The following is a 22,477-nucleotide window of genomic DNA, read 5'->3' as shown; positions in this document are numbered from 1 at the left end:
TTCCTGTATGCTTTTTAAAAGCAGTATTGAAAGAAGATTTTGAATTGAAAACTACTTTATATAGGATTTCCAGCAACAGACAGCACATACAGATAAAAAAAAGGAATCTGTAAAATATAAGAAAGAATGAAATAATGTAACGCAATATTTTATAATTTCAATATCATATTTTAAGGGAGCAAAAACGGAATCCACTTCACGTAGTGATGACAAAGACGAAAGTTATCATTCTTTAAAAAATACAAACAGCTACTTCTATAACTATCATAACTTCCTTCCTCCAACTTCCCGCTTCAAAATTAAAAAGAGGCTGAAAAAGCCTCTTTTTATCATTTCAAAATCTGTTGATCATAAAGAAGATGGTCATCTTCATCAAAACTTATGATCAATACTTTATATTGTTTTGCACTGTCGTTGTTGAAGAATTTAATTCTCGGTGGAACATAATCGCTGTCAAATAAATTCGGATTCCAGTAAAGAGTTTCTCTGGTGTCATTTTCAATTTTTTCCGGAGCGTCATCATTTATCATTTCAATAGGAAACTCTGAAGGTTTGTCATATCCTTTGATGATGGCTGAGTTGTTCTTTGGTGCTTCCTTTTCATTACTTTTGGACTTCATATTTCCTTTCATGGTGTAGATGGCTACGGCATCACCTATTAACCCTGAGCCTTTAATAATTTTTACCATCGCAATATTATTAACAGGCATGTTTGAAATCATGGTAGGATCAGTAAGTACCTCATCTAAATACAGCTTAGCCTGCTGGCCCCGGATATAGGGTACATTTACACCTGAATTATTTCTTTGAAACGTTAATCCGGCAGCTTTTCCCTGCAGCCAGTCTAATATGTTGGTATATCCTGAAGCATGCTGGTCTTCATTCACGAAGTCGAAGACCGTAGAATTTACAGAACTGAACATTCCGGTGGAGAGCTGCTTATCTAATTCTTCTTTTGGGTCTTTCTTTTTTCCTACCAATGCTACTTCCTGAATCTGGATATCGTTACCCTCTGTTTTTTTATAATTTTTTTGAGTATTAATGGCTCTGGAAATTGCCGGAGGAAGGGTTTTGTTTTTAGCAGCTTTTACCAGTGTATATTTTGTACCCGGGAAATTACCTTTAAATTCTGAAGGATTCACCAGCGGTTCTACGGTGACGAATAAGTTATCAGTACCTGATTCTTTATTTTCAGAATTGACGAATAATGAAACATTCACAGGTTCATCATTGTTGAGGTTATTTAAATAGACATATCCGTTTTGATCTGTTTTAAATTGATTAAAGGCCGGTTGATTTTTCCCTAACTGCAATACTAAATTTACATCAGAGTTGATGAGCAGAGCATTGTTTTTAATAGGTTTTACTCTGTAAGAAAGATATTGCTGAGATTGGGTTTTAATGACAGGGGCAGTTCCGCTGAGTACGGAATTCCAGTCGAATCTCTTCCAGTTTTCGGAAATAAGCAGTGCGTCCAAAGCTTCACTATTGGCATTTTTGGAAAAATATTGTGCCGGGCTGTCTATTTTTGAAGTAAAATCTCCCGTTAGCCAAAGTCCGCTAAGGATATTTTCTTCTTCCGGAGTGGAGGTGCTGCCGTCATCTTCACTCACTACAACCGTATAATTTTTAAAATAAGACTCCGGAGAAAGATCAATGCTGTTGAAAGATCTTGGGGTTTGTTTTAAGCTCTGAGCTATGATTTCTGCTTTTTCAATCTTTAAATCACCAGGTTTTATAAAGCAGAGTCTTTGGGCCACAAGATTGTCCTGCTCATCAAAAATGGCCAATTGCAAAACACCGTTGGCTCCGTTGCTGATTTTTGTGGGAATAAGACTTGATGCCTCGTTGGTTAAATGGTTGATATTTGCTCTGTAAGCAAGATGGTTATTGATAAGTCCTACAATTTTATAACCCTGCAGCTGTTGTTTCAGATTAACGCCTTTTAAAGTATATTTAATCCCTTCTTTAGAGCTGTGAACTTCTACATTCAGGCCGCTGTCTGCAGCTTGTGGCAGATCTATGGTCTGGCTTTTCCCTGCATTATCCTGGATAACAGCCTGGTATTTTTTTCCGGATGCCGGAGTTATTGTAAAGGAAGCAACATTTTTATCAAAAGATTTAAATGTAGTGACGGGAGTTTTTGGATTTTGTACATCAATTATTTTTCCGGTCCAGTTTTCCGGTAAAGAACTGGCAGATAATCTTACTGCAAATTTGGTAGGCATCCCGTTAATTAAAGTTCCTCCTTCCGGAAACACTTTTGCAGACCAATCAGAACTTTTAGCAATCACTAATGATTCTGTGGAATTTGGGTTGTAAACCGGAAGTGTTTTAACAATCTGAAAATCTTCGTTAAAATTAGTCATGTAAGGCGTATAAGCTCTTACAAAATAAACCTGTTCAGGAAGGTCTTCTTTTAGTTGAAAATCTCCGCTGCCTTCCCCATTAGTAAGAAGTACTGTTTTCCAGTCTATTAATTTTTTATCAGAATTGTACAATTCTACAAACAGGGTAGTAGATAATGCAGAACGGTTATAGCCATCAAATACGAAACTTTTGAACCAGATTTTGTCACCAGCGGCATATTGGGATTTGTCGGTAAGTAAGTATACTTTCTCCTGCTCGTAATTATTCTCAAGATTGGTAATTGCTTTTTCTAATTTGGTTTGTGCCAGTACAGGCGTTACCATTGAGATAAGCAATACACAGAATATATTTTTCATAAAAATCTCAGCGCATTTTAATTCTATGCTAAAGTAATCATTTAAAGGATTCGGAAATTGATATTGACCCAATTTCAGGCGTATTTCTTTCAGATTTTAATGGATAGGTTTTTAACAGTAAAATCTGTAGAAGAATTTTTTCGGAAAAACGGTACTGATAAAGCGGTTTGATGATAACAACCCTTTTACAACTGTTCAGTATTTTATCAATAACATAAGATGTGGTAGGATAAAAACCGCAAATAAAACCTATCTTTAATTACATGAATTGGAGAAGCTTATAGAGGACGGGAAGTAATTCCGGTGTCGGCAAGATAGTTGTATTCAATGAAGAACCAAACCAAAATATAAACTATGAATATGCGGGTAAAACAGAATTATCGTCTTAAGAATGATTATTCCGATAACTTCGGCGCGGATGTCTTAAAAGGTCTGTCTGCTCATCCGAAAAAATTATCTTCAAAATATTTTTATGACAAAACAGGAGACCACCTCTTCCAGCAGATTATGGTCATGCCTGAATATTATCTTACCAATTGTGAGCTGGACATATTTCAAAATAAAACAGAAGAACTAGCAAAAGCGATTTCCAATATCAATGAATCTTTTGATCTGATAGAATTGGGAGCAGGCGATGCGATGAAATCATCTTACCTTCTCAAAAATTTAGTAGAAAAAGGAACAGATTTCACCTATATGCCTATTGATATTTCGGGAAATATTCTTTCTGTTTTGCAGGAAAACCTGAAGAAAAAACTTCCTGAACTGGAAATCTTACCCCTGGAAGGAGAGTATTTTGATATGCTTGATAAAGCCACCGGTATTTCGAAAAGGAAAAAAGTGGTCCTTTTCTTAGGCGGGAATATCGGAAACATGGAAAGTGAGGAAGCCAGACATTTCTGCAATGAAGTGAAAAGAAAACTGAATGCCGGAGATTTGTTTCTCGTAGGTTTTGACCTCAAGAAAAATCCAAACACCATTCTTGCCGCTTATAACGATCCTGCGGGAATTACCGCTTCGTTCAATCTTAATCTTCTTACCAGAATCAACCGGGAACTGAAAGCTGATTTCAAGGTGGAAAATTTTCAGCACTATCAAAACTATGACCCCATTTCAGGAGCCTGCAGAAGTTTTTTGGTGAGCCTTTATAATCAGGAAGTACATGTGGGAAATCATTTGTTTCATTTTAAAAAAGATGAGCTGATTGATATGGAGGTTTCTCAGAAATTTTCGGAACAGGATATCAAAAAACTGGCTGGAGACTCAGGGTTTCATATTCTTGTTGAAATTAGAGATACTAAAAACTGGTTTGTAGATTCTATCTGGATGGTATAATTTAAAATGATTTTTTATGAAAAAAGATGCATTACTTGTACAGGCAAATCCTCATAAAAACTGGATAAAAAAATATTCCGAAATCCGGAATCATTCCGTTGAGATCTGCGGTCCTCTGGAAATTGAAGATTACGTAGTTCAGCCTATCGTGGATGTGAGTCCTCCGAAATGGCATTTAGGCCACACAACCTGGTTTTTTGAAACCTTTATTTTGCAGCCCAATTTTCCGGGATATGAGGTTTTTGATCCTCAGTACAATTTTGTGTTCAACAGTTATTACGAAACCATCGGTGCCCGTGTAATCCGTACCGACAGGGGAAATCTGAGCCGTCCTTCTGTTTCAGATGTTTTTAAATACCGTGAATATGTAGATCAGAAGATGGATGAATTTCTTCAGAACGGATATCTTACTGAATCACTGGAATCTTTACTGGAATTGGGCTTAAACCACGAACAGCAGCACCAGGAACTGTTACTGACAGACATCAAATATATTTTAGGTCACAATCCTTTATTTCCTGCTTACAAAAAGGAAAATACTTCAAAAAAAGAAACTGCTGGAAATTTTGAAATGATAAGTTTTCCAGAAGGAATTTATGAAATTGGGTTTAAGGGTGAAGGTTTTTGTTTTGATAATGAGCTCGGAAGACACAAAGTATATCTGAATGATTTTAAGATTTGCAGCCAATTAGTGACTAATAAAGAATATTTAGAATTTATTGAAGCTGGCGGTTACGAAGATTTCAGACACTGGCATGCCGAAGGCTGGGATTGGGTAAAACAGAATAATGCAAAATCCCCTTTATACTGGCATTGTATTGATGGAAAATGGATGAATTATACGTTAAACGGCTTACAGGAAATCGACCTGGAGGAAGCCGTCTGCCATATCAGTTTTTTCGAAGCTTCTGCTTTCGCTTCATGGAAAGGAAAACGCTTGCCAACTGAAGCTGAATGGGAAGTGGCATCAGCGCATTTGGAATGGGGAAAAGGCTGGGAGTGGACCAATTCTGCTTATCTTCCGTATCCGGGATATAAAAAAGAAGCAGGAGCTGTAGGAGAATATAACGGGAAATTTATGGTGAATCAAATGGTGCTTCGTGGTGCTTCAGCAGCAACTCCGCACGGGCACAGCAGAAATACCTATCGGAACTTTTTCCAGACTCATTTACAGTGGCAGTTTACCGGAATCAGACTTGCACAATAATTTTACCTATGATTACAGTTGAATCGGTTTCAAAAAGTTTTAACGGAAAAAAAGCAGTGGATGCTATTTCTTTTCAGGCCAATGATAAGGAAATTTTGGTGCTTTTAGGAACAAGCGGCTGCGGAAAAACAACCATGCTGAAAATGATAAATCGTCTTATCGAAGTGGATTCCGGGACTATTCTGATTGACGGTAAAAATATTCAGTCCCAAAAAGTGGAAGAGATACGGATGGGAATTGGCTTTGTCATGCAGCATTCCGGGTTATTTCCCCATTATACTATACAACAGAATATAGCAATCATTCCCGATTTACTGAAATGGGACAAAAAAAAGACGGATGGTAAAATCCGTGAATTATTGCATAAGCTTCATCTTTCAGAAGAGATCCTTACACGTTTTCCTAACGAATTAAGCGGCGGCCAGCAGCAAAGAGTGGGAATTGCCCGTGCTTTGATTGCCGATTCGCCTGTTTTGTTGATGGATGAACCGTTCGGAGCATTGGATAATATTACCAAAAGCGATATTCATACAGAATTCAAATCACTGGAAGAGCTTAAAAATAAAACAATTATTCTGGTTACTCACGATGTTCAGGAGGCATTCGATTTAGGTCATAAAATTTGTCTGATGGATAAAGGAAAGATTATTCAGACTGGAACTCCAAAAGAAATGCTGTACCAGCCCCAAAATGATTTTGTTAAAAACTTCTTTGCCAAAAACCGGCTTTTACTGGAATACAAAGTGGCTACATTGAAGGATATGACTTCTCTGATTGATGGTCATCGTTTCTATGAAGAGCTTCAGTTTTCAGACAATATAGGTTTATGGGATGCATTACAGCAGTTGAGTGCAGATACTTCGCTTTCCGGAGATTATGAAAATCTGATTAAAGCTTTTAATGAATACCGAAAATTCCAGACTGTATGAGTGAACAAAGTTTTTGGCAGTTTATCACAGAGCAGCATGAAAAACTGCTTACTCAGATTTTACAGCACCTGGGACTCACTTTTTTGTCTCTGTTTCTGGCCATTATTATTGGTGTGCCTTTAGGAATCTTAATTGCTAGAAAAAGAAAATTATCAGGTTCTGTTTTGGGAATTGCAGGAATTTTACAGACTATTCCGAGCATTGCTTTGCTGGGATTTATGATTCCTGCTTTCGGGATCGGGGCAACTCCGGCTATTGTTGCTCTGCTGATCTACGCGCTTTTACCCATTATCAGAAATACGTATACCGGAATCATGGAAGTAGATCCGGCGGTCACTGAAGCCGCAAAAGCAATGGGGATGAATAGAAAACAATTGCTTTTCAAAGTTCAGCTTCCTTTGGCAATGCCTGTCATTATTGCGGGCATCAGAACTGCGGCAGTCATCAATGTTGGGGTGGCAACTTTAGCTTCATTTGTGGCGGCGGGAGGTTTGGGTGAATTTATTTTTGGCGGAATTTCCCTCAATAATACCAATATGATTCTGGCCGGAGCAATTCCTGCAGCGTTACTGGCTGTTCTTTTAGATCAGACCATTGCGGTTTTGCAGAAATTAAGCTATCAGTCCGTAAAGAAATTAAAATATATTGTTCCTGTAGTATTGGTGATTATCGGTATTATTTATCTTTTGACTTCCGTGTCGGATCATAAGCTTAAAGCAGGCTTTACGCCTGAGTTTATGGGACGGCAGGATGGGGATCTGGGACTTCGTTCGGTGTATGGGCTTGATGCGCATCCGCTGGTTGTAAGTGATGCCATTATGTACAAAGCAGCCTACGAAAAAGAACTGGACCTCATCAGCGGATATTCCACAGATGGCAGAATCAAAGCTTTTGATTTGTATGTTCTGGAGGATGACAAGAAGATTTTCCCGCCTTATTTTGCAGCTCCGGTAATCAAAACAAAAACTCTGAAAAAGTTTCCTGAACTGGAAAAAACATTGAATCTTTTAGCTGGGAAATTCAATGATTCAATCATGACAGATCTGAATTATAAAGCGGATTATCTCAAACAGACTCCTGAGAAAATCGCCAAAGATTTTTTATTAAAAACACATTTGTATAAAAATCCACGCAAAGGAAATTCTCAAACCATAAAAATCGGTTCAAAAATTTTTGGTGAGCAATATATTCTTACCGAAATTTACAAAATGCTCATTGAAGGCTACACGGATTATAAAGTGGAAACGAAAACGGGGCTTGGCGGAACGAAAATCTGCTTTGATGCTCTGGTGAATGATGCGATTGATTTTTATCCCGAATATACAGGAACCGGACTTTTGGTTTTGCTGAAACCTTCGGCAAAAACGATAGAAGAAGTTTCTAAAAGCCCGGAAAAAACGTTCGACTATGTCAATCTGGAATTCCAGAAACAGTACGGGATTGAATGGCTGCAGCCACTTGGTTTTAATAATGCTTATGCTTTGATGATGCGGAAAAAACAGGCTGATGAACTTAAAATTAAAAATATTTCAGACCTGAAAAATTATCTGGATCCAAAATAATGACCCTAAACATGAAATACAATTTCGACGAAATTATAGAAAGAAGAGGAACCGATTCTGTAAAATGGGATTGGGCAAGAGAAGATATTTTACCGATGTGGGTTGCTGATATGGACTTTAAAACCGCTCCGGAAGTGATTGAGGCTATCGCTGAGAAGTTTTCTCATGGTATTTTCGGATATGGTACAATTCCTAAAGACTTTCATCAGTCAGTGATTGATTGGTGGGAAACAAATCATCATTTTACCATAGAAAAAGACTGGCTTTTGCCTGCAACGGGGATCCTTCCATCGCTTTCAGCCATCGTTCGTACGTTTGTGAAGCCTGATGAAAATATTATTTTGCAGACTCCTGTTTACAATCACTTTTTCACCATTTTAGAAAATTATGGATGTCATATAGTCTGCAATGATTTGAAATATGAAGGAGGAGATTATACCATTGATTTTGATGATCTGGAAAAAAAAGCTTCTGATCCGAAAACTAAACTTTTGTTGTTCTGCAATCCGCATAATCCGGTGGGAAAAGTCTGGACAAGAGAAGATTTGGAAAAAATAGCGGAGATTTGTTCACGGAATAATGTGATGGTGGTTTCTGATGAAATTCATTCTGATTTGATTTTTAATAATCTGCGGCATATTCCGTTTGTTTCGGTAGCTCAGAATGATGAGATGCAATCGGTGACTTGCGGTTCACCATGTAAGACTTTTAATTTTTCAGGTTTACCAATATCGTACCTGATTTCCCGGGACAAAAATATATTGGAACAGACCCGTAAGACTTTAGAGCTTCAGGAAAACAGCTATCCAAACCCAATTGCAATAGAAGCCTTGATTTCAGCCTATACAAAAGGAAATGAATGGATGGGTGAGCTTAAAGACTATCTATATCAGAATTTTATATTTCTTAGAGATTTTTGCGGTGAACATCTGCCTGCCATCAAAGTAATTTCTTTGGAAGCAACCTATCTGGTTTGGCTGGATTGCCGCTCATTTGGTAAAACTTCTGATGAATTGTCAAAAATTCTTCTGATGGAGGGTAAAGTCTGGCTTAATTCCGGAACAATGTACGGGAAAAATGGAGAAGGTTTCCTGAGAATCAATATCGGTTGTCCAAGGCAGCTCCTGACGGAAGGTCTGGAGCGGTTAAAAAAATCTTTGAAGGAATAAAGCGGGAAACCAGGAAAAATGGTAACCGGAATTAATGAGATAAAAAGTAAGCGCCAATTTTCACAAATTGGCGCTTACTTTATTTAGACAACCTGACTATTGGTTTAATTGTGTTTACAAGTTGTTAAAACATGATGGTTTTGAGTGGCAATGCATTGTGATATGTTGAAAATTACATGCTGTAAGTGTGAATTAAATAAAAATGTACTGTAAATTAAAAATTTAGACAGAAAAAAATAATCAATATTGAGTGAAAAAAGTGTCTTGAAAGAATATTTTTGTTATTTTTATAAAACAAACTAATACATGTAAATAAATGAAAATTATTCATACATAAATATTTATTTAAATATAATATCTTAAAAATAATCCTTTTTTATTTTAATAATACAATAGATCTTGTCCGATACAAGGTTGTCTTTCTATGTGCTAAAGACAATGTTTTATTAAAAATAGATACGCAGAAAATAAGCTTAAACCATACACTTAAAACCAAATTATTCTTATGGAAAAACAACACAATCACACGCATGGCTGCACCCATTGCTCTTGCCACAATCCTGTTTTAGATGTTCTTAAAGAAGAACTTTTCAGTGCAGAAAATCTGACGAAAATAAATCCCGGTTCCGGAAAAGCAACCCACGAAAAACCACAAACACTGATGGTAAGTGGAGGTACTATTCTGCCTATGATCGGTGGATCAACGGATACCATTGAAGCCATTGGATTTGCTGATGGAAAAGTTGTTGTAACCGGTACAGCAGATCAGGTAGAAACCTATATGAATGACAAACATTCAGGATTTCAAAGAAAAGAATTGACAGGCACTCAAACTTTACTTCCCGGACTGATAGAACCCCATGTTCATATGATTCCTACGGCAATGATGACCGGCTGGCTGGATCTGAGTCCTTTTGACGGACAGAATTTAAAAGCAATATACGATTTGACTTCTGTTGGGGCCATTATCAACGGGCACATTCCAAAAATTCCTGGAGCGGTTATTTTAGGAAGAGGATTGGATCCTTCTTTAATGCCATTTACGGAAAAAGAAGGCAAAAAAGAGTTAATAACGATTGATAATGTCATCCTTGATACGATTAATCATGATACTCCTATGATGCTGTTAAGCGCCTCAATGCATACCCTTTATCTGAATACGAAGGCATTAGAGTATGTGTTTGATCATAATCCTGATATAAAAAGTGAGTATAAAACTGTTGACAAATATATCAGCGAAACGAAAGGCCAGCTGCAGGAAGGTTTACAGATGACTCCGGCATTGAAGACCATAAAGCTGCAGATCATTGCAATGAGCATAGAGATCAACCGTTATCTTACCGAGCTTTTTCACACGGCCAATTCAAGAGGAGTTACTTTTATGTATGATGCCGGGCTTAATAAGGGCTCGGTAACACTTTTAACCAAATATTTTGAGACGCATCCTGAGGTGGTAAGAACGGGTGGGGCACATCTTTGTTCCAATCAGGAGGATGTAGATAAACTGGAACCTTATAAAGAGCCGGAACACTATAAACCTGTATATTATGGACATATTAAAGTGGTTTCAGATGGCTCAAACCAGGGATTAACCGGATATCAGAGTGCTCCATACCTGTGTGATCCTGCCAATAATACAGGGGTATTTAATTTCCCGCAGACTGGTATTCCTGCCCATACAATTCCGCCAAGCTATAATACATTGATCAATTCTGTGGTAGCGGTAAAAGGCTGGCCATTAATGGTTCATGCCAATGGTGATCAGGCAGTAACATTTGCCATCAATGCGTATCAGCGTACTCTGGCTCAATATAAAGGTCCGGAGCTTCGTAACCGTATAGAACATTGTTCACTTCTTACTGCAGATCAGATTACCAATATGCTCCAGATGGGAGTTTCACCAAGTTTCCTAATCGGACACGTAGGGTACTGGGGATATGCTTTTAAGGAAGTAATATTCGGTGCAAAGGCACAAATGCTCGATCTTTGCGGTTCAACGCTTGCTGCCGGAATGAGAATTACCCTTCACAGTGATAATGAGGTGAGTCCGTTAGGTCCTTTGAGAATGATGGAACAATCAATTACCAGAATCATGGAAAAGAATCCAAAGGATATTGAAGTTTTAAATGGTGCGGAACGTCTTACTCCTGAACAGGCTTTGATTGCGGTTACTTATGATGCTGCATGGCAATGTTATGCAGACAAATGGGTGGGATCGTTAGATAATGGGTATTTTGCTGATTTTGTTATATTGGAACAGAACCCGCTTTCGTTAAATACCCCTTCATTGCAATATATGAAAATGAGGGATATTCCGGTATTGGAAACCTGGGTAGGCGGTATATGTGTATATACCTATGATCAGAATAGAAAGACAGAGACCGAAAAAGACATGATTTTTTCAGGCAAATAATAATAAGTTCTGAAAAAATTAAATAGTTGCTAACTAAATATCAATCAGAGCAGATGATTTCTGCTCTGATTCATTAACCCTAATATAATTTATACTTTGCTTTTAACTCTTTATAATATCTCTTAGCTAAAGTATAGTGGCTTTGACTAGCAGCAGTAACAAAAAAATATATCAGGCAGTCAATTTCGGATAGAGATTTTTTACAGTAATGTTTTTAAGTAGATTAATAGAGAATTTGCTATTTCTGTATTCATTTTAGACGATACTATTTGTTGAAGTTTGGGTTGTTCTTTTTGATACATATCATATAGTTTCTTATTATTTTGTATCAAACAAAACTCTACATTAGCTATTCTGTCAGCTAATTTTACAATGATACTAATTTGATTATGAATAAGTTTATTATACATATTGTCTTTTCTTTCTTCTCTGTTTTTACCATCTCCATCAGTTAAAGAATACACAATTTCAGTAATTTTTTTTCCAAATCTTTTTTCTAATTCTTCAATTGAAACTGTAGTATCTTCCAATATATCGTGAAGCCATGCACTTATCAGGATATCAGTGTTTTCTTGATTTGTCGGGAGAATAGAAAATCTCATTAATACACTTACTACATTGCCTAAATGAATTTCATAGGGGTATATTCCATAGTGCTGACGATTGTGTTTTTCTATTGCAAATTTTCTAGCATTATACAGCTGGTCTTTATAATTCATCTTACTTCTTTATCTATTATTTTCATGATCTCTTTTGCTCTGATTTCATCTACAAATTCTCCCGGTGTTGGATCCGGATAATAACTTAATGCTGCTTTTTCTCTATGCCATTCTCCATTATAGTATTCTTCTCCCTGTAATCCTGAGTCTTTATACATTACCGCTCTTAGTAGTGAATAGTGTTCCTTATTATTGATCTTTTCTATTTCAAAGTGATAATATAAAATCTTTTCTATTGTATCTTTTTTATTCATTTTCAAGTAAATTTATATTTTTTGGTGTTTTTATTTTTTTATATTCTGCAGCCTGTTTAGCGATTTGTTTGAAATAAAACTCTCCGAAGTCGGGAGACTTCGGAGAGCTGGTTAGCTCATTTTTGAGCTAACCTTGATACAATTTATTGATAATATTAAGAATAGAATAATTTGTTTGTACTACTATAATTAATCTATTTTTTGGGCATTACCCTTGATTATAACATTATTTTCTTTTTGATTTAGATACAAAACTTCCCTTATTACCCAACGTTTATTATCAAAGTTACTTTTCTGACTAAAATACACATTCAAAATTTGTGATATAAAAAAAGTATTAAGATAGCTCATTTTTTCTTTCATTCCAATTTTTGAGTCATTCAAAATATCTTCATAAGAAGGATATTCGGTAAGATTTTCAAATAATTCTAAGGCATAGTTTTCACCGGTTTGTTTATCATCTTCTATTAATTCATTCAACAATTCTTCATACTTGGGTTGCATTATTTTATTGAAAATATCTAGCTCAATATTTATATCAAATTGATATATTTCTTTGTTTTCAATATATTTTTCATAGTAATGTTCATCATAGAATAAATGTTGAGAATTCGTTTCTTGATTATTAATGTATACTTGCATCTTATTTATCTTTAATTTAATTTAATATTTGTTTGGTTTCCATTTATATCTATTTTAAAAATATTTCCGTCTGGTTCAACTGTAATAGATCCTGATGGACCATATGCTTCACCTGCTTTTGCATCTTCTGCTGATCTGACACCAGATCTCTGAAAAAAATCTTCAGGAGTTGTAATTCTTTCAATACTTTTTGTTTCATTACCTGGAATTATTTTAGTCGTTTCCATTTTTAACCATCCTTCAATTTTTCCGGCATCAAAAATAGCATTATTTGATTTTATTATTTTTCCTGCTTGAGAGCTTGTCAATTGACCAAATCCAACATCTAAATCACTTGTTAGAGTATAATTACCTCTTATTCTACTACCACCAAATATAACAGAAGAGTTTCTAGAAAATGCCTGTTTTAAGATAAATGTTGCTTGATCTTTTGAGAGACCAGGTATTATTTGAGATAATTTATCTGATGCTTCAGTAATTATTTGTTCTGTTGTTTTAATTGAAGAGGGAATAGAAATATCTTCTTCTTCAATCTTGCTCTCTCTGGAATTTGTTTCCTTTTCTTTAGGTGATTTTGATTCATCTAAATTAGTATTTTTGACCGGTTTTTCACCTTTAATTTTCTCAGTTTCTTCTAGCAAACTTTTCACCTTTACAAGGTCATTATCTGCCATTGCTTTTTCAAGTTCAATAGCCAGCTTGTCATCTTTAGCTAAAGTTTTTGCTTTTTCAAAGGTATTTTTAACCAAAAGCAATTGTTCAGGGGTTAATCCTGTATCACTTATGAGTTTGGCTAGTTTGAGTTCGGCTACAAAACTATCAAATGTAACAATTCCTTTCCGAATAGCAAATACTGCTCTGGCTAATAATTCGCCTGTTTGTGCTAAACCTGGTATTGTTACGTAAGTAAGTTGCCTTGCTTTTACAAAGCCAGCCAGTATTTTTTGCTGTTGGGCTTGTATTTTAGCCTGTTTAATAATATTTTCCCTTACTTTTATTTCAAGACCCTCGATTTTAAGTAGATCACTTTCTAATGTGGCTAATGCTTTAGTAGCATCGTCGGCATCATTAAATGCTTTGGCTGCCACAGAAATAGGTTTAGCTGATCTTAGTATTTTTGCTAATGATCCTGCATCTAACGCAGCACCCGCAATGGCGAGCACCAGCCAAGCCAGACTTGGATCGTCACCTTGCAGTACCTGTCCGACTTGTATTGAGGCATCATATAGACTTTGGTTTAAGTTATAGTCATGAATCTCCTGTTTTACATAATATGTACTAATCGCTAAAGTACCTCCGCTGGCTAAAATAGCTAATAAAAATGGAGTGGCCTGTCCTAAAGATACAATGGAAAGAATGATACCTCCGGCTATAAGAATAATATTTTTTATAAGTTCATATTTAGCTTCCTGCCGGACTTTATCTTGTATAACTTTTACAGCATTTTTATTGCTGGAAATACCCGCTTGTTGTATAGAAATAGGAATAAGTTCTCCTAAATCCCAAATGAAATCTAAATCCTCATCTATTATATTTTCTTCAGCTTCATTTATTTTTTCCAACTGTGTTATAATACTGTTTTTTAAATCAGTTATAATTTGTTCGTCGGTTTTGAAATCAAAATTTTCCCAATCAGGGGCCCATTCTTGCTTTTCGGCTTTCAGTCCTTTATTGTTGAAATCATCACCTATTGATAAAATAGGAATAGATCTGTAGATTTCATTTCTGGCAGAGTATTTTCTTTCAATTCCTGATGCTTTATTTATTTTTTGATCATGAATGTCTGTTGCATAAGGATCCCTGCCAACAGCATCGTATGCTTCTTGATATAGCTTTTGCTGCTCTTTAAAACTAGGCAGACTAGCTTGTATGGCAGTCATTTGTTTTTTATAAGCTTCTATACCGGTTTTAAGTTCCTGTAATTTATTTTTATGTTCTCCATATGGCAACCAAATACCATGTCTCTCTGCCTCAGTAAGAATTAATTTCCTGTTAATTTGAAGCATATAAAGAGCCATTTCTTTTCCGAATTTTTCAAACTCTTCAATTAATATGTCTTGTGCTTCGCTATTTTTAGGAGTTTTCTCTAAAAACGCAGCAGCTTTTTTACCCTTTGGAGATAGTTCGGGTGCTTTTAATGATTTTAATTTGTTTTTTAGTGCTATATATTCACTATCCTCTGTAATTTTACTGTATTCGTTGGTTAAAAATTTGTTAAGTTCTTCTCTGTTAATTTCCTTTTCATTTTTTTTATCTTTATCATTGTCTACAATTCCTAATAATTTTTGCTTTAAAGCTTCTCTGGCAGATTCGTTTTTCGGTGCTCCAAAGAAAAGATTATCCAGATATTTCTCAAGAGGTACATTTACATTTGTTGGTGCGCCTGCTTTGATCTCTCCTGCAAAGTTTATTCTACCGTCTTCGCCCCAGCGTTCAGCTACTTTTATCGCATTCTCTTTACTGCCACCATATACTGCCTGATAATAAATAACGTATCCTTCAATTGTATTTCCTTTTGGGATGTTTGTAGTGGGAATGAAGCTAACAATTAAACAATAATCAAGTGCATGTTCAGGGTTACATTTTTTTAATTTTATAGGATCTTTGCCTGTTTGGAAAGATGATTGAAAAAGTTCATGACTTTCAAGCTTAGATTCTAAAAGAGATGCAGGTTCAGATGTACCTTTATTTCTTTTGTCCGATTCTGCTTTTTTATTTGGTAATGTGGCTTTTCTGATAGTTTCCCCTTCATCTAAATTTTTTGTTACCTCATTCATTTTCAACAAAGTTTCCTTATCAAAGATTCCAGAGCCTGTAATCCCATTTTGTTGTTGGAAATTGATCAGTGCAATTTTAGTCTTATCTCCAAAAGAAACTTCGTTTTCGGGTACATTGTGGCCTAATGCGTTGAGTGCGTTATTCAGAGCCAATACATGCAATCCGCTGTTGGAAAACTGTATGCTGGATGAACCTTTTTCGATTTTTTTAAATGCCCTGTTCCTGAAAGGGACATACGTTATTTGGGTAACTTCTGTTTTTGCGAGAGATATTTTGCTGTCCTGATCGGTGATCTGCTCAGACTTTTCTTTATCCTCTTTATTATTGGTTTTTTGCTTATCGGACCTGCCGGCCCTGGGCGCAAATGTTTTTTTGTGTCTGCTCATGGTATTGGTTATTAGATGAGTGTTTATTATGCTGTGCTAAGGGTTTTGTACAAATGGGCTGAGACGGGATTGATTTTTTCCGAAAGCTTTTTCGTTTTCTATCATTAAATAAGTACTGATTAGAGAATAAGTAATAATGGTTTCATTACGGTCATGTAATGCCATAGCAACATTTTTCATAATGTTTCGGATATTAGCACCTGTATAAGTATACTCTTTGGTTAAATGTTTTAAAAGGTCTTCACTTTCAAAAGTTATATTTTTAGGCAAATAATGCTCCCAAAGGGCTTTTCTGGTAATTTCTGTCGGTCGTATTACATTGATAGAAACATCGATACGGCGTTTGAAAGCATCATCCATATTGTTTTCAAAATTGGAAGCCAGGATTGTTAATCCGTCAAATTTTTCTATTCGCTGCAACAAATACGAAACTTCCTGGTTGGCGTAGCGGTCATGAGCATCTTTTACATCAGAACGTTTCCCAAACAAAGCGTCGGCTTCATCAAAAAACAGCATACAGTTTTTACCCTGCAGCCTGTTGAATAATACTTCAAGATTTTTCTCAGTTTCACCAATGTATTTGCTCACTACTTGTGAGAGATCTACATGATACATATCAATACCAAATGTAGTAGCAAGAATACCGGCCAGCATCGTTTTTCCCGTTCCCGGTGCACCGTAGAATAAAGCAATAAAGCCTGGTTTAAAGCTATGCTCATTGGTTTTGAAAAAGCCGTTTTCCAATGCTTTTATATAGTGGCCAATGGGTTTTATCTGATCTTGTACATTATCTTCCAAAATAATATCTTCCATGGTGAGATCAGATTTGTAAAGCCTGCCGGGAAAGTAAGAACCATGGTCCAGCTGTGGTTTCTGACCTGATAAAAAATAATTGAGATAAGCGGTATCCAGTTCAATCTTTCCATGAATAAATTCTGCTGAAGAACGATTGTAAATAATATCATTTTTCAACAACACACTGCCATTGATGAGTTGTGCACCATACTGCGACCACAGTGATAAATCCTTACCTGCCAGCAAAAAAAGTGCGGTTTGAAAAGTTGGCTTAAAGCTGCGGCTGATTTTATCATACTCACCACCTGCTTCAATAGCAAATGCATTACTGCTTTCTTCTATCTGCACAAATGTTTTCAGAACGGACGGATAATGAGCTGAAGCAATGCCCAGCGCTAAGATTATTCTGTCCACAACGGTAAGCTGATGGGTATTTACCGTAACCGAATAAGGAGATTTATCGTCTGATTTTGGAGGTTCAGGTATTTCATAACCAACATTCAATTCTGTCTCATCTTCCAGAAACAACTCTTTGCATCGCTTTTCAATAAGGAATTGCAGCCATTTCATTTCTTCATTTAAAGAGTTATGATTTACAGTATTGGCTTGGAATAGGGGATTGATTGTTTCCGTTTTTTCATTAATTTTTGTTTTTATTAATGACGGGTCTTCATGGTTAATATGAGATTTCATAATCTTATTTTGAATTAATAGTGTTGCAGTGAGGTATTGCTGATGTAAAATCAGCAACTTTAGAGTATTTGGAAAGTTTCAGAGTATTTAGAAAATGTAACCTGTTACCAGTTTACAAATATGAATTTTTTCTGCCAGGGGAGTTTTACGAGACCAATTCCCCAGGAAAGCTTTTCAAGAAGAATATCCTGTGTTTTTCGTTCTACGATAAGGGTGTAATCAGAGTCGGTAATGGTTAATTTCCCCGGTCGCTGGAAAAACTCGTTTTGTAATAGTGCAGCAGATGATTTTTTCATAGGAGCCCAGTTGTGCTGTACACTTTCTATTACATTTTTGGCCTGTGTTTTATGCTTACGTGAAAGTTTAATATGCCTGTTAATTGTTTGGTGCATCGGAATATTACACAGAAATTTTTCAAAAATCATGTCGTATTCCGGAGCATTTGTTTTTCCGGCAGCGATATAATGCAATAGATGGGCACACAATTCCGGATCAGTGAGTTGCTGGGTTTTTGGATCAATGAGCTCACAATGTTCAAACAGGGTTTTGATGAATGGGTGGATCAAAATAAGCCCTGCATTTTGAATGTATTGTCCCTCGTTCTGGTTTACCTCTGCCTGAGTTTCTGTATCTTTTTCCTGAATAGTTTCTATTAAAGCTGTTACATTCTCAGGTAGCTCTGCAGCATTCGTTTTGATGCTTTCAGAAATTTCATTTTCTGTAATAAAAGGGAATATCTTAACTACTGCTTTCCTGTTCTGATGATTGCTTTTTGTTTGTGATAAGCCAATCTGTTCTATTGTTGAAATTTCCTGTAAAAGATACTCCCGTGGATGGGTATTGGATGTATTCAAATACTCCGATATTACATTGAAGATCAAACGCCATATTGCAATTCTATCCGTATGATTCAGTTTTGATATATAATGTATTGTATCGGTTCCCAGGTTGATCTTCAATTCCTTATTTTTCAGAATTGCCAAACATAATTGTGCAATTTGTTCATTGGAAAGCTGATTAATAATCCGATTTTTAACATTTTCTTTTGACAAAACAGATAGAATGTTCTTTTGAAAGCTATCGGACGAAATAAGACGGTCAAAAGCCGTTGATTCCAAGATAGCCATATTATTGCTCTCCGAATTCCACCAGGGCATAGCTCCTTTTTCTAAAAAATAGATAAAAGCCCTGAGCATCTTTTCCTGATTGTCTATCAGGTATGCCTTAGTGTCCCTTTCTGTTTCCTGATGGGAAGTTTCAATGGGACTGGTAATTTCTGACAGTTCTTCTTTAAAAAGTTCAACTATCTGATCTTTTAACTCTGTATTTAATGCGCTGCTTTTTACATCCACATTTAATTCTAAACGGGGAATCTGCAGGGTCTGACCAGCTAATTTATATTCTAAAGCTTTGATATGCTTTTCTATTTCCGGAAAAACATCAATAGACAAAAAGCTGTTAATATCATCTTTTATATGCAATGCTTTTTCTTTATTGTTGACGGTAATTTCAAGAAAAACTTTCTGAATGATATGATTTTGCTTCACATTAATAGGTTTACATTATAAAATATCGGGAGTAGTCAAATGGTTTTACTTTTGGTTGAACTCTCCACCCCAAAAACCTGCAGGACAAAGACTGAATCTTGATCTCTGTTTAGCACTCAATCTGCATCCACAGCCTCTGATAAACCCATCTTTTGGACCATCTACCACTTCCAGTGTCTCTGGATTGAGCCATTTCATTGCGTTGCAATTGTTGCCGTTTTTTAAAGGACATGCATTACAAATTTCTTCCCTTAAAGAGAAAATAGCTTCTTCATTTTGATTTGCTGCCCCCAGTTTTGAGCGTAGTTCGTTAAAGTGGCCTTCAATGATTTCATTGCGCTTGCTGAAAAGATTTTTAATATTCATATGATTAAAGTTTTTAAAATTATTGGGTCAAAATTAGAAAGAAGAAAAGCCATTTTGCGAATTATAAGACCGCTCTATTCTGTCTTTGCAGTAAAACACAAAAATCATTTCGTGGTGATGCGGGTTTACAATTTTTAGAACTTGTTGGGTAAAAAATGTGGTACTCCTAATCAGGAATGCATGTGTTTTTTTGTAGAATTAATACTTCTTGTAATCAAAATTCAGAAATGCGGGACCACTAAAAATGACCATTTAGTTAATGGATAATCTTATGTTGAAAAATGATGCTTTTTAAAAGCAGAATGAGCCTCAATCACCAGGCTGAAAATTTAGTATAATTAGTCAAATAAAATCTCTGGTCTTAGATTTAATTTTTCAATATTGATTTTAATGTGTTTATTTTCAGTGTTTTAATTGTGTGTTTTTTCGTTTTTTTTTTAAAGTGTTAAAATCCTATTTACTGCAAAGACTGTATTGAGGCCTCAAAATATTTGTCTTTTGAGGGGGGGTGATTGTATGTTTGCACCATAATAATTAAGAACAGAAATTATGATTAATAAAGTATTAACAGTTTTAAAAAATCAGCTAAATGCTCCGGATGGTTTATGGGATCCTAACGTTCCTAACGAAATTGAAATCGCTGTTGTTGATGACATTGCAAAACATGATGACAATACTGAGGGACTTAATAACAAAGTAGTAATCAGTCTGCTCAACATTGAGGAAGAATCAACATTGAAAAACAGGTCAAGGTATCAGCAGGTTGTTGTTGAGAACAATCCAATTCGATACGATAAAGAAAGTACACCAGCTTACTTAAACCTATATGTAATGATTGCTGCCAACAGAAGTACCTATAGCAAATCATTACTAAGTATTTCAAAAGTGATTGAGGTATTTCAGGCAAAAAATGTTCTGGAGTATGTGGATCTTGAGCCCGAAAACAACTTCAGTTTCAGAATTGAACTGCATTCAATTCCCTTTGAGCAGCTAAGTTACGTCTGGGGACTATTAGGCGGAAAAATAATGCCATCTGCCTTATATAAAATAAGTGTGATAAAAATTGCGGCTAAGGATGTAATCCCTGTTAAATTAATTAATGACGTTAATATCCAAAGTATTAAAATTGATTAATCATAAAAGCAAAAACTAAAACTAATAACCCTTTAAATTTTTAAACATGTTAAATTCAGCAACACCAGGTGTTTCTGTTGAAGAAATTACAAAACTTCCATACTCAGTTGCCTATATAGAAACAGCTATGCCAGCGTTTATTGGGTATACCGACCTACTCCCTGCCGGGTATAATGAACCCTTCAGAATCAATTCTCTTTTAGAATATGAACAATATTTTGGAAAAGCAAAAAAAGAAAATATCCAGCTAAAAGATGTAGAAGGCCAGGGAGCAACTATTGTAGCCCCTCAGGTACAGTTTTTAATGTACTATTCGCTGCAAATGTATTTTGCTAATGGCGGCGGACCGTGTTATATCATTTCTGTAGGGGATTATACATCAGCAGAAGTACAATTATCCTCATTGGAAACAGGATTGGGTAAGATAGATCATAAAAATATTAAAGAACCGATTCTTATTATTTTCCCTGATGCTATTTCGTTAGCCAATGAATCTGAGTTTTATAGTATCTATAATCAGGCAATTGATAAAGCTAAGGATGAGAGTAAGAACAGGTTTGTTATCCTGGATACCTATTACGGAAATTCTATCATCAAATCAAACAATCTTACCACGATTGAATCTTTTAGAAGTAATATAAACCCAACTAATCATGCGGCGGCTTACTTCCCTCACTTAAAAACCATTTTGAATTATACTTTTGATGAAACTAAAACCCCTATCACCCATGCCGGTTTACAAAAAAAAGGGCAAGGAAGTGCTCTTTTTTATGCGGGTGAGATCTCTGCTTTAGATGAATTGAAAAGGTTGGCAAGTGCCGAAATCTCAACGGGATCTGCCGATGCTTACGTGCTTGCTGATTTATTAGATCAGGCTATTGCGATAGCAGAAGAAGTGAATGAAGCAGCGGATGCAGGTGATAAAAAAAATGCTTTAACAGAAGCAATTGATGAAGCAAAAGTTGTTTTAGAAGCCATATATGACGGAATAATAGATGATTTTGTGATCCCTGATGGTTTTGACGAAGATGCACCTGTGTTCAGTGGAGAGTTTGATGCCTTAAAAACTGCAATTCTTGAGGTAAAAGACGAAAAAGGAGATGCAAACGGTATAACGCTTAAAAATTTAGAATTATCCAATTCGGCACTTTACAATCAGGTGAAAAAAGAAATACTGTCGTTAAAAGTTGTTTTACCACCATCATCAGCAATTGCAGGAGCATACGGCAGAATAGACAGCACAAGAGGAGTGTGGAAAGCTCCGGCAAATATCAATATTAGCCATGTCATTACTCCGACAGAAAAAATTTCAGATCAGGAACAATCTACTTTAAACATAGATGATTTCGGAAAATCAATCAATGCAATCAGAACTTTTACAGGAAAAGGTACATTAATCTGGGGAGCAAGAACACTTGAAGGGAAAGATAAAAATAATGAAGGGAAAGATAACGAATGGAAATATGTACATGTACGCCGTTATTATAATATGATCAGACAAGCGATCAACGAAGCACTCAATAAGTTTATTAATGAGCCTAATATCCCTCATACATGGTTACGGGCAAAAACAATGCTGGAAAATTTTCTTAACCAGCAATGGATGGAGGGTGCATTAGCAGGCAGCACTCCGAAAGAAGCCTACGAAGTAACAGTTAAGGGAGTAGAAGGCACTACTATTATGAATGTTGACCTTAAAATAGCATTAGTACGTCCGGCAGAGTTTATTGTACTCAGTTTCTCGCACAAATTACAACAGTTCTAAAAAATAAAAACAATAAATCAATCACGAATAAATATTCGAAGTTTTACTTCGAGGAAT

General features: G+C 35.8%; 16 protein-coding genes. 8 read left to right on the top strand and 8 right to left on the bottom strand.

Going from position 1 to position 22,477, the window contains the following annotated elements; all coding sequences use genetic code 11:
* Positions 1–329 precede the first annotated feature (329 nt).
* Positions 330–2,726: a hypothetical protein gene (locus CHRYMOREF3P_RS06040; protein ID WP_180564118.1), complete on the bottom strand. Its 2,397-nt coding sequence runs from the start codon at positions 2,724–2,726 to the stop codon at positions 330–332.
* Positions 2,727–3,080: 354 nt separating this feature from the next.
* Between CHRYMOREF3P_RS06040 and egtD the strand changes: the two genes are divergently transcribed.
* The 6 genes from egtD to CHRYMOREF3P_RS06010 all read left to right on the top strand — a co-directional run bounded on the left by egtD (position 3,081) and on the right by CHRYMOREF3P_RS06010 (position 11,341).
* Positions 3,081–4,061 (top strand): L-histidine N(alpha)-methyltransferase, encoded by a 981-nt coding sequence (gene egtD, locus CHRYMOREF3P_RS06035; RefSeq protein WP_180564117.1) that lies wholly within the window; start codon positions 3,081–3,083, stop codon positions 4,059–4,061.
* Between the two features lie 16 nt (positions 4,062–4,077).
* Positions 4,078–5,268: an ergothioneine biosynthesis protein EgtB gene (gene egtB, locus CHRYMOREF3P_RS06030; protein ID WP_180564116.1), complete on the top strand. Its 1,191-nt coding sequence runs from the start codon at positions 4,078–4,080 to the stop codon at positions 5,266–5,268.
* A gap of 8 nt (positions 5,269–5,276) precedes the next feature.
* Positions 5,277–6,197, top strand: coding sequence for an ABC transporter ATP-binding protein (locus CHRYMOREF3P_RS06025; protein WP_180564115.1), 921 nt, complete (start codon positions 5,277–5,279; stop codon positions 6,195–6,197).
* Positions 6,194–7,759, top strand: coding sequence for an ABC transporter permease/substrate-binding protein (locus CHRYMOREF3P_RS06020; RefSeq protein WP_180564114.1), 1,566 nt, complete (start codon positions 6,194–6,196; stop codon positions 7,757–7,759). Before CHRYMOREF3P_RS06025 ends, CHRYMOREF3P_RS06020 begins: the two co-directional genes overlap by 4 nt.
* 11 nt (positions 7,760–7,770) lie before the next feature.
* Positions 7,771–8,928, top strand: a complete 1,158-nt coding sequence (locus CHRYMOREF3P_RS06015; protein WP_180564113.1) for a MalY/PatB family protein — start codon at positions 7,771–7,773, stop codon at positions 8,926–8,928.
* A 505-nt stretch (positions 8,929–9,433) separates the two neighbouring features.
* The gene (locus CHRYMOREF3P_RS06010; protein ID WP_180564112.1) at positions 9,434–11,341 is read left to right on the top strand and encodes an amidohydrolase; all 1,908 of its coding nucleotides are present in this window, start codon (positions 9,434–9,436) and stop codon (positions 11,339–11,341) included.
* A 200-nt stretch (positions 11,342–11,541) separates the two neighbouring features.
* Here the strand turns inward: CHRYMOREF3P_RS06010 and CHRYMOREF3P_RS06005 are convergent, their stop codons facing one another.
* The 7 genes from CHRYMOREF3P_RS06005 to CHRYMOREF3P_RS05975 all read right to left on the bottom strand — a co-directional run bounded on the left by CHRYMOREF3P_RS06005 (position 11,542) and on the right by CHRYMOREF3P_RS05975 (position 19,521).
* Entirely contained in the window at positions 11,542–12,060 is a 519-nt protein-coding gene (locus CHRYMOREF3P_RS06005; RefSeq protein ID WP_180564111.1) for an HD domain-containing protein, read from the bottom strand.
* Positions 12,057–12,314 (bottom strand): hypothetical protein, encoded by a 258-nt coding sequence (locus CHRYMOREF3P_RS06000; protein WP_077418664.1) that lies wholly within the window; start codon positions 12,312–12,314, stop codon positions 12,057–12,059. The genes CHRYMOREF3P_RS06005 and CHRYMOREF3P_RS06000 overlap by 4 nt, the downstream gene beginning before the upstream one ends.
* Before the next feature lie 189 nt (positions 12,315–12,503).
* Positions 12,504–12,956, bottom strand: a complete 453-nt coding sequence (locus tag CHRYMOREF3P_RS05995; protein WP_077418665.1) for a hypothetical protein — start codon at positions 12,954–12,956, stop codon at positions 12,504–12,506.
* A gap of 11 nt (positions 12,957–12,967) precedes the next feature.
* Positions 12,968–16,120, bottom strand: a complete 3,153-nt coding sequence (locus CHRYMOREF3P_RS05990) for a peptidoglycan-binding domain-containing protein (RefSeq protein WP_180564110.1) — start codon at positions 16,118–16,120, stop codon at positions 12,968–12,970.
* Between the two features lie 36 nt (positions 16,121–16,156).
* Positions 16,157–17,608, bottom strand: coding sequence for an ATP-binding protein (locus tag CHRYMOREF3P_RS05985; protein WP_180564109.1), 1,452 nt, complete (start codon positions 17,606–17,608; stop codon positions 16,157–16,159).
* 104 nt (positions 17,609–17,712) lie between these two features.
* Positions 17,713–19,155: a contractile injection system tape measure protein gene (locus CHRYMOREF3P_RS05980; RefSeq protein WP_180564108.1), complete on the bottom strand. Its 1,443-nt coding sequence runs from the start codon at positions 19,153–19,155 to the stop codon at positions 17,713–17,715.
* Between the two features lie 45 nt (positions 19,156–19,200).
* Positions 19,201–19,521 (bottom strand): hypothetical protein, encoded by a 321-nt coding sequence (locus tag CHRYMOREF3P_RS05975; protein ID WP_077418669.1) that lies wholly within the window; start codon positions 19,519–19,521, stop codon positions 19,201–19,203.
* Between the two features lie 549 nt (positions 19,522–20,070).
* Here CHRYMOREF3P_RS05975 and CHRYMOREF3P_RS05970 point away from each other — a divergent pair.
* Entirely contained in the window at positions 20,071–20,655 is a 585-nt protein-coding gene (locus CHRYMOREF3P_RS05970; RefSeq protein ID WP_077418670.1) for a DUF4255 domain-containing protein, read from the top strand.
* Between the two features lie 46 nt (positions 20,656–20,701).
* Positions 20,702–22,420, top strand: coding sequence for a phage tail sheath family protein (locus CHRYMOREF3P_RS05965; protein ID WP_180564107.1), 1,719 nt, complete (start codon positions 20,702–20,704; stop codon positions 22,418–22,420).
* Positions 22,421–22,477 lie beyond the last annotated feature (57 nt).

Source organism: Chryseobacterium sp. JV274 (genome assembly GCF_903969135.1).
Classification (GTDB): Bacteria; Bacteroidota; Bacteroidia; order Flavobacteriales; family Weeksellaceae; genus Chryseobacterium.
This window is presented reverse-complemented; position numbering and strand designations above follow the sequence as displayed.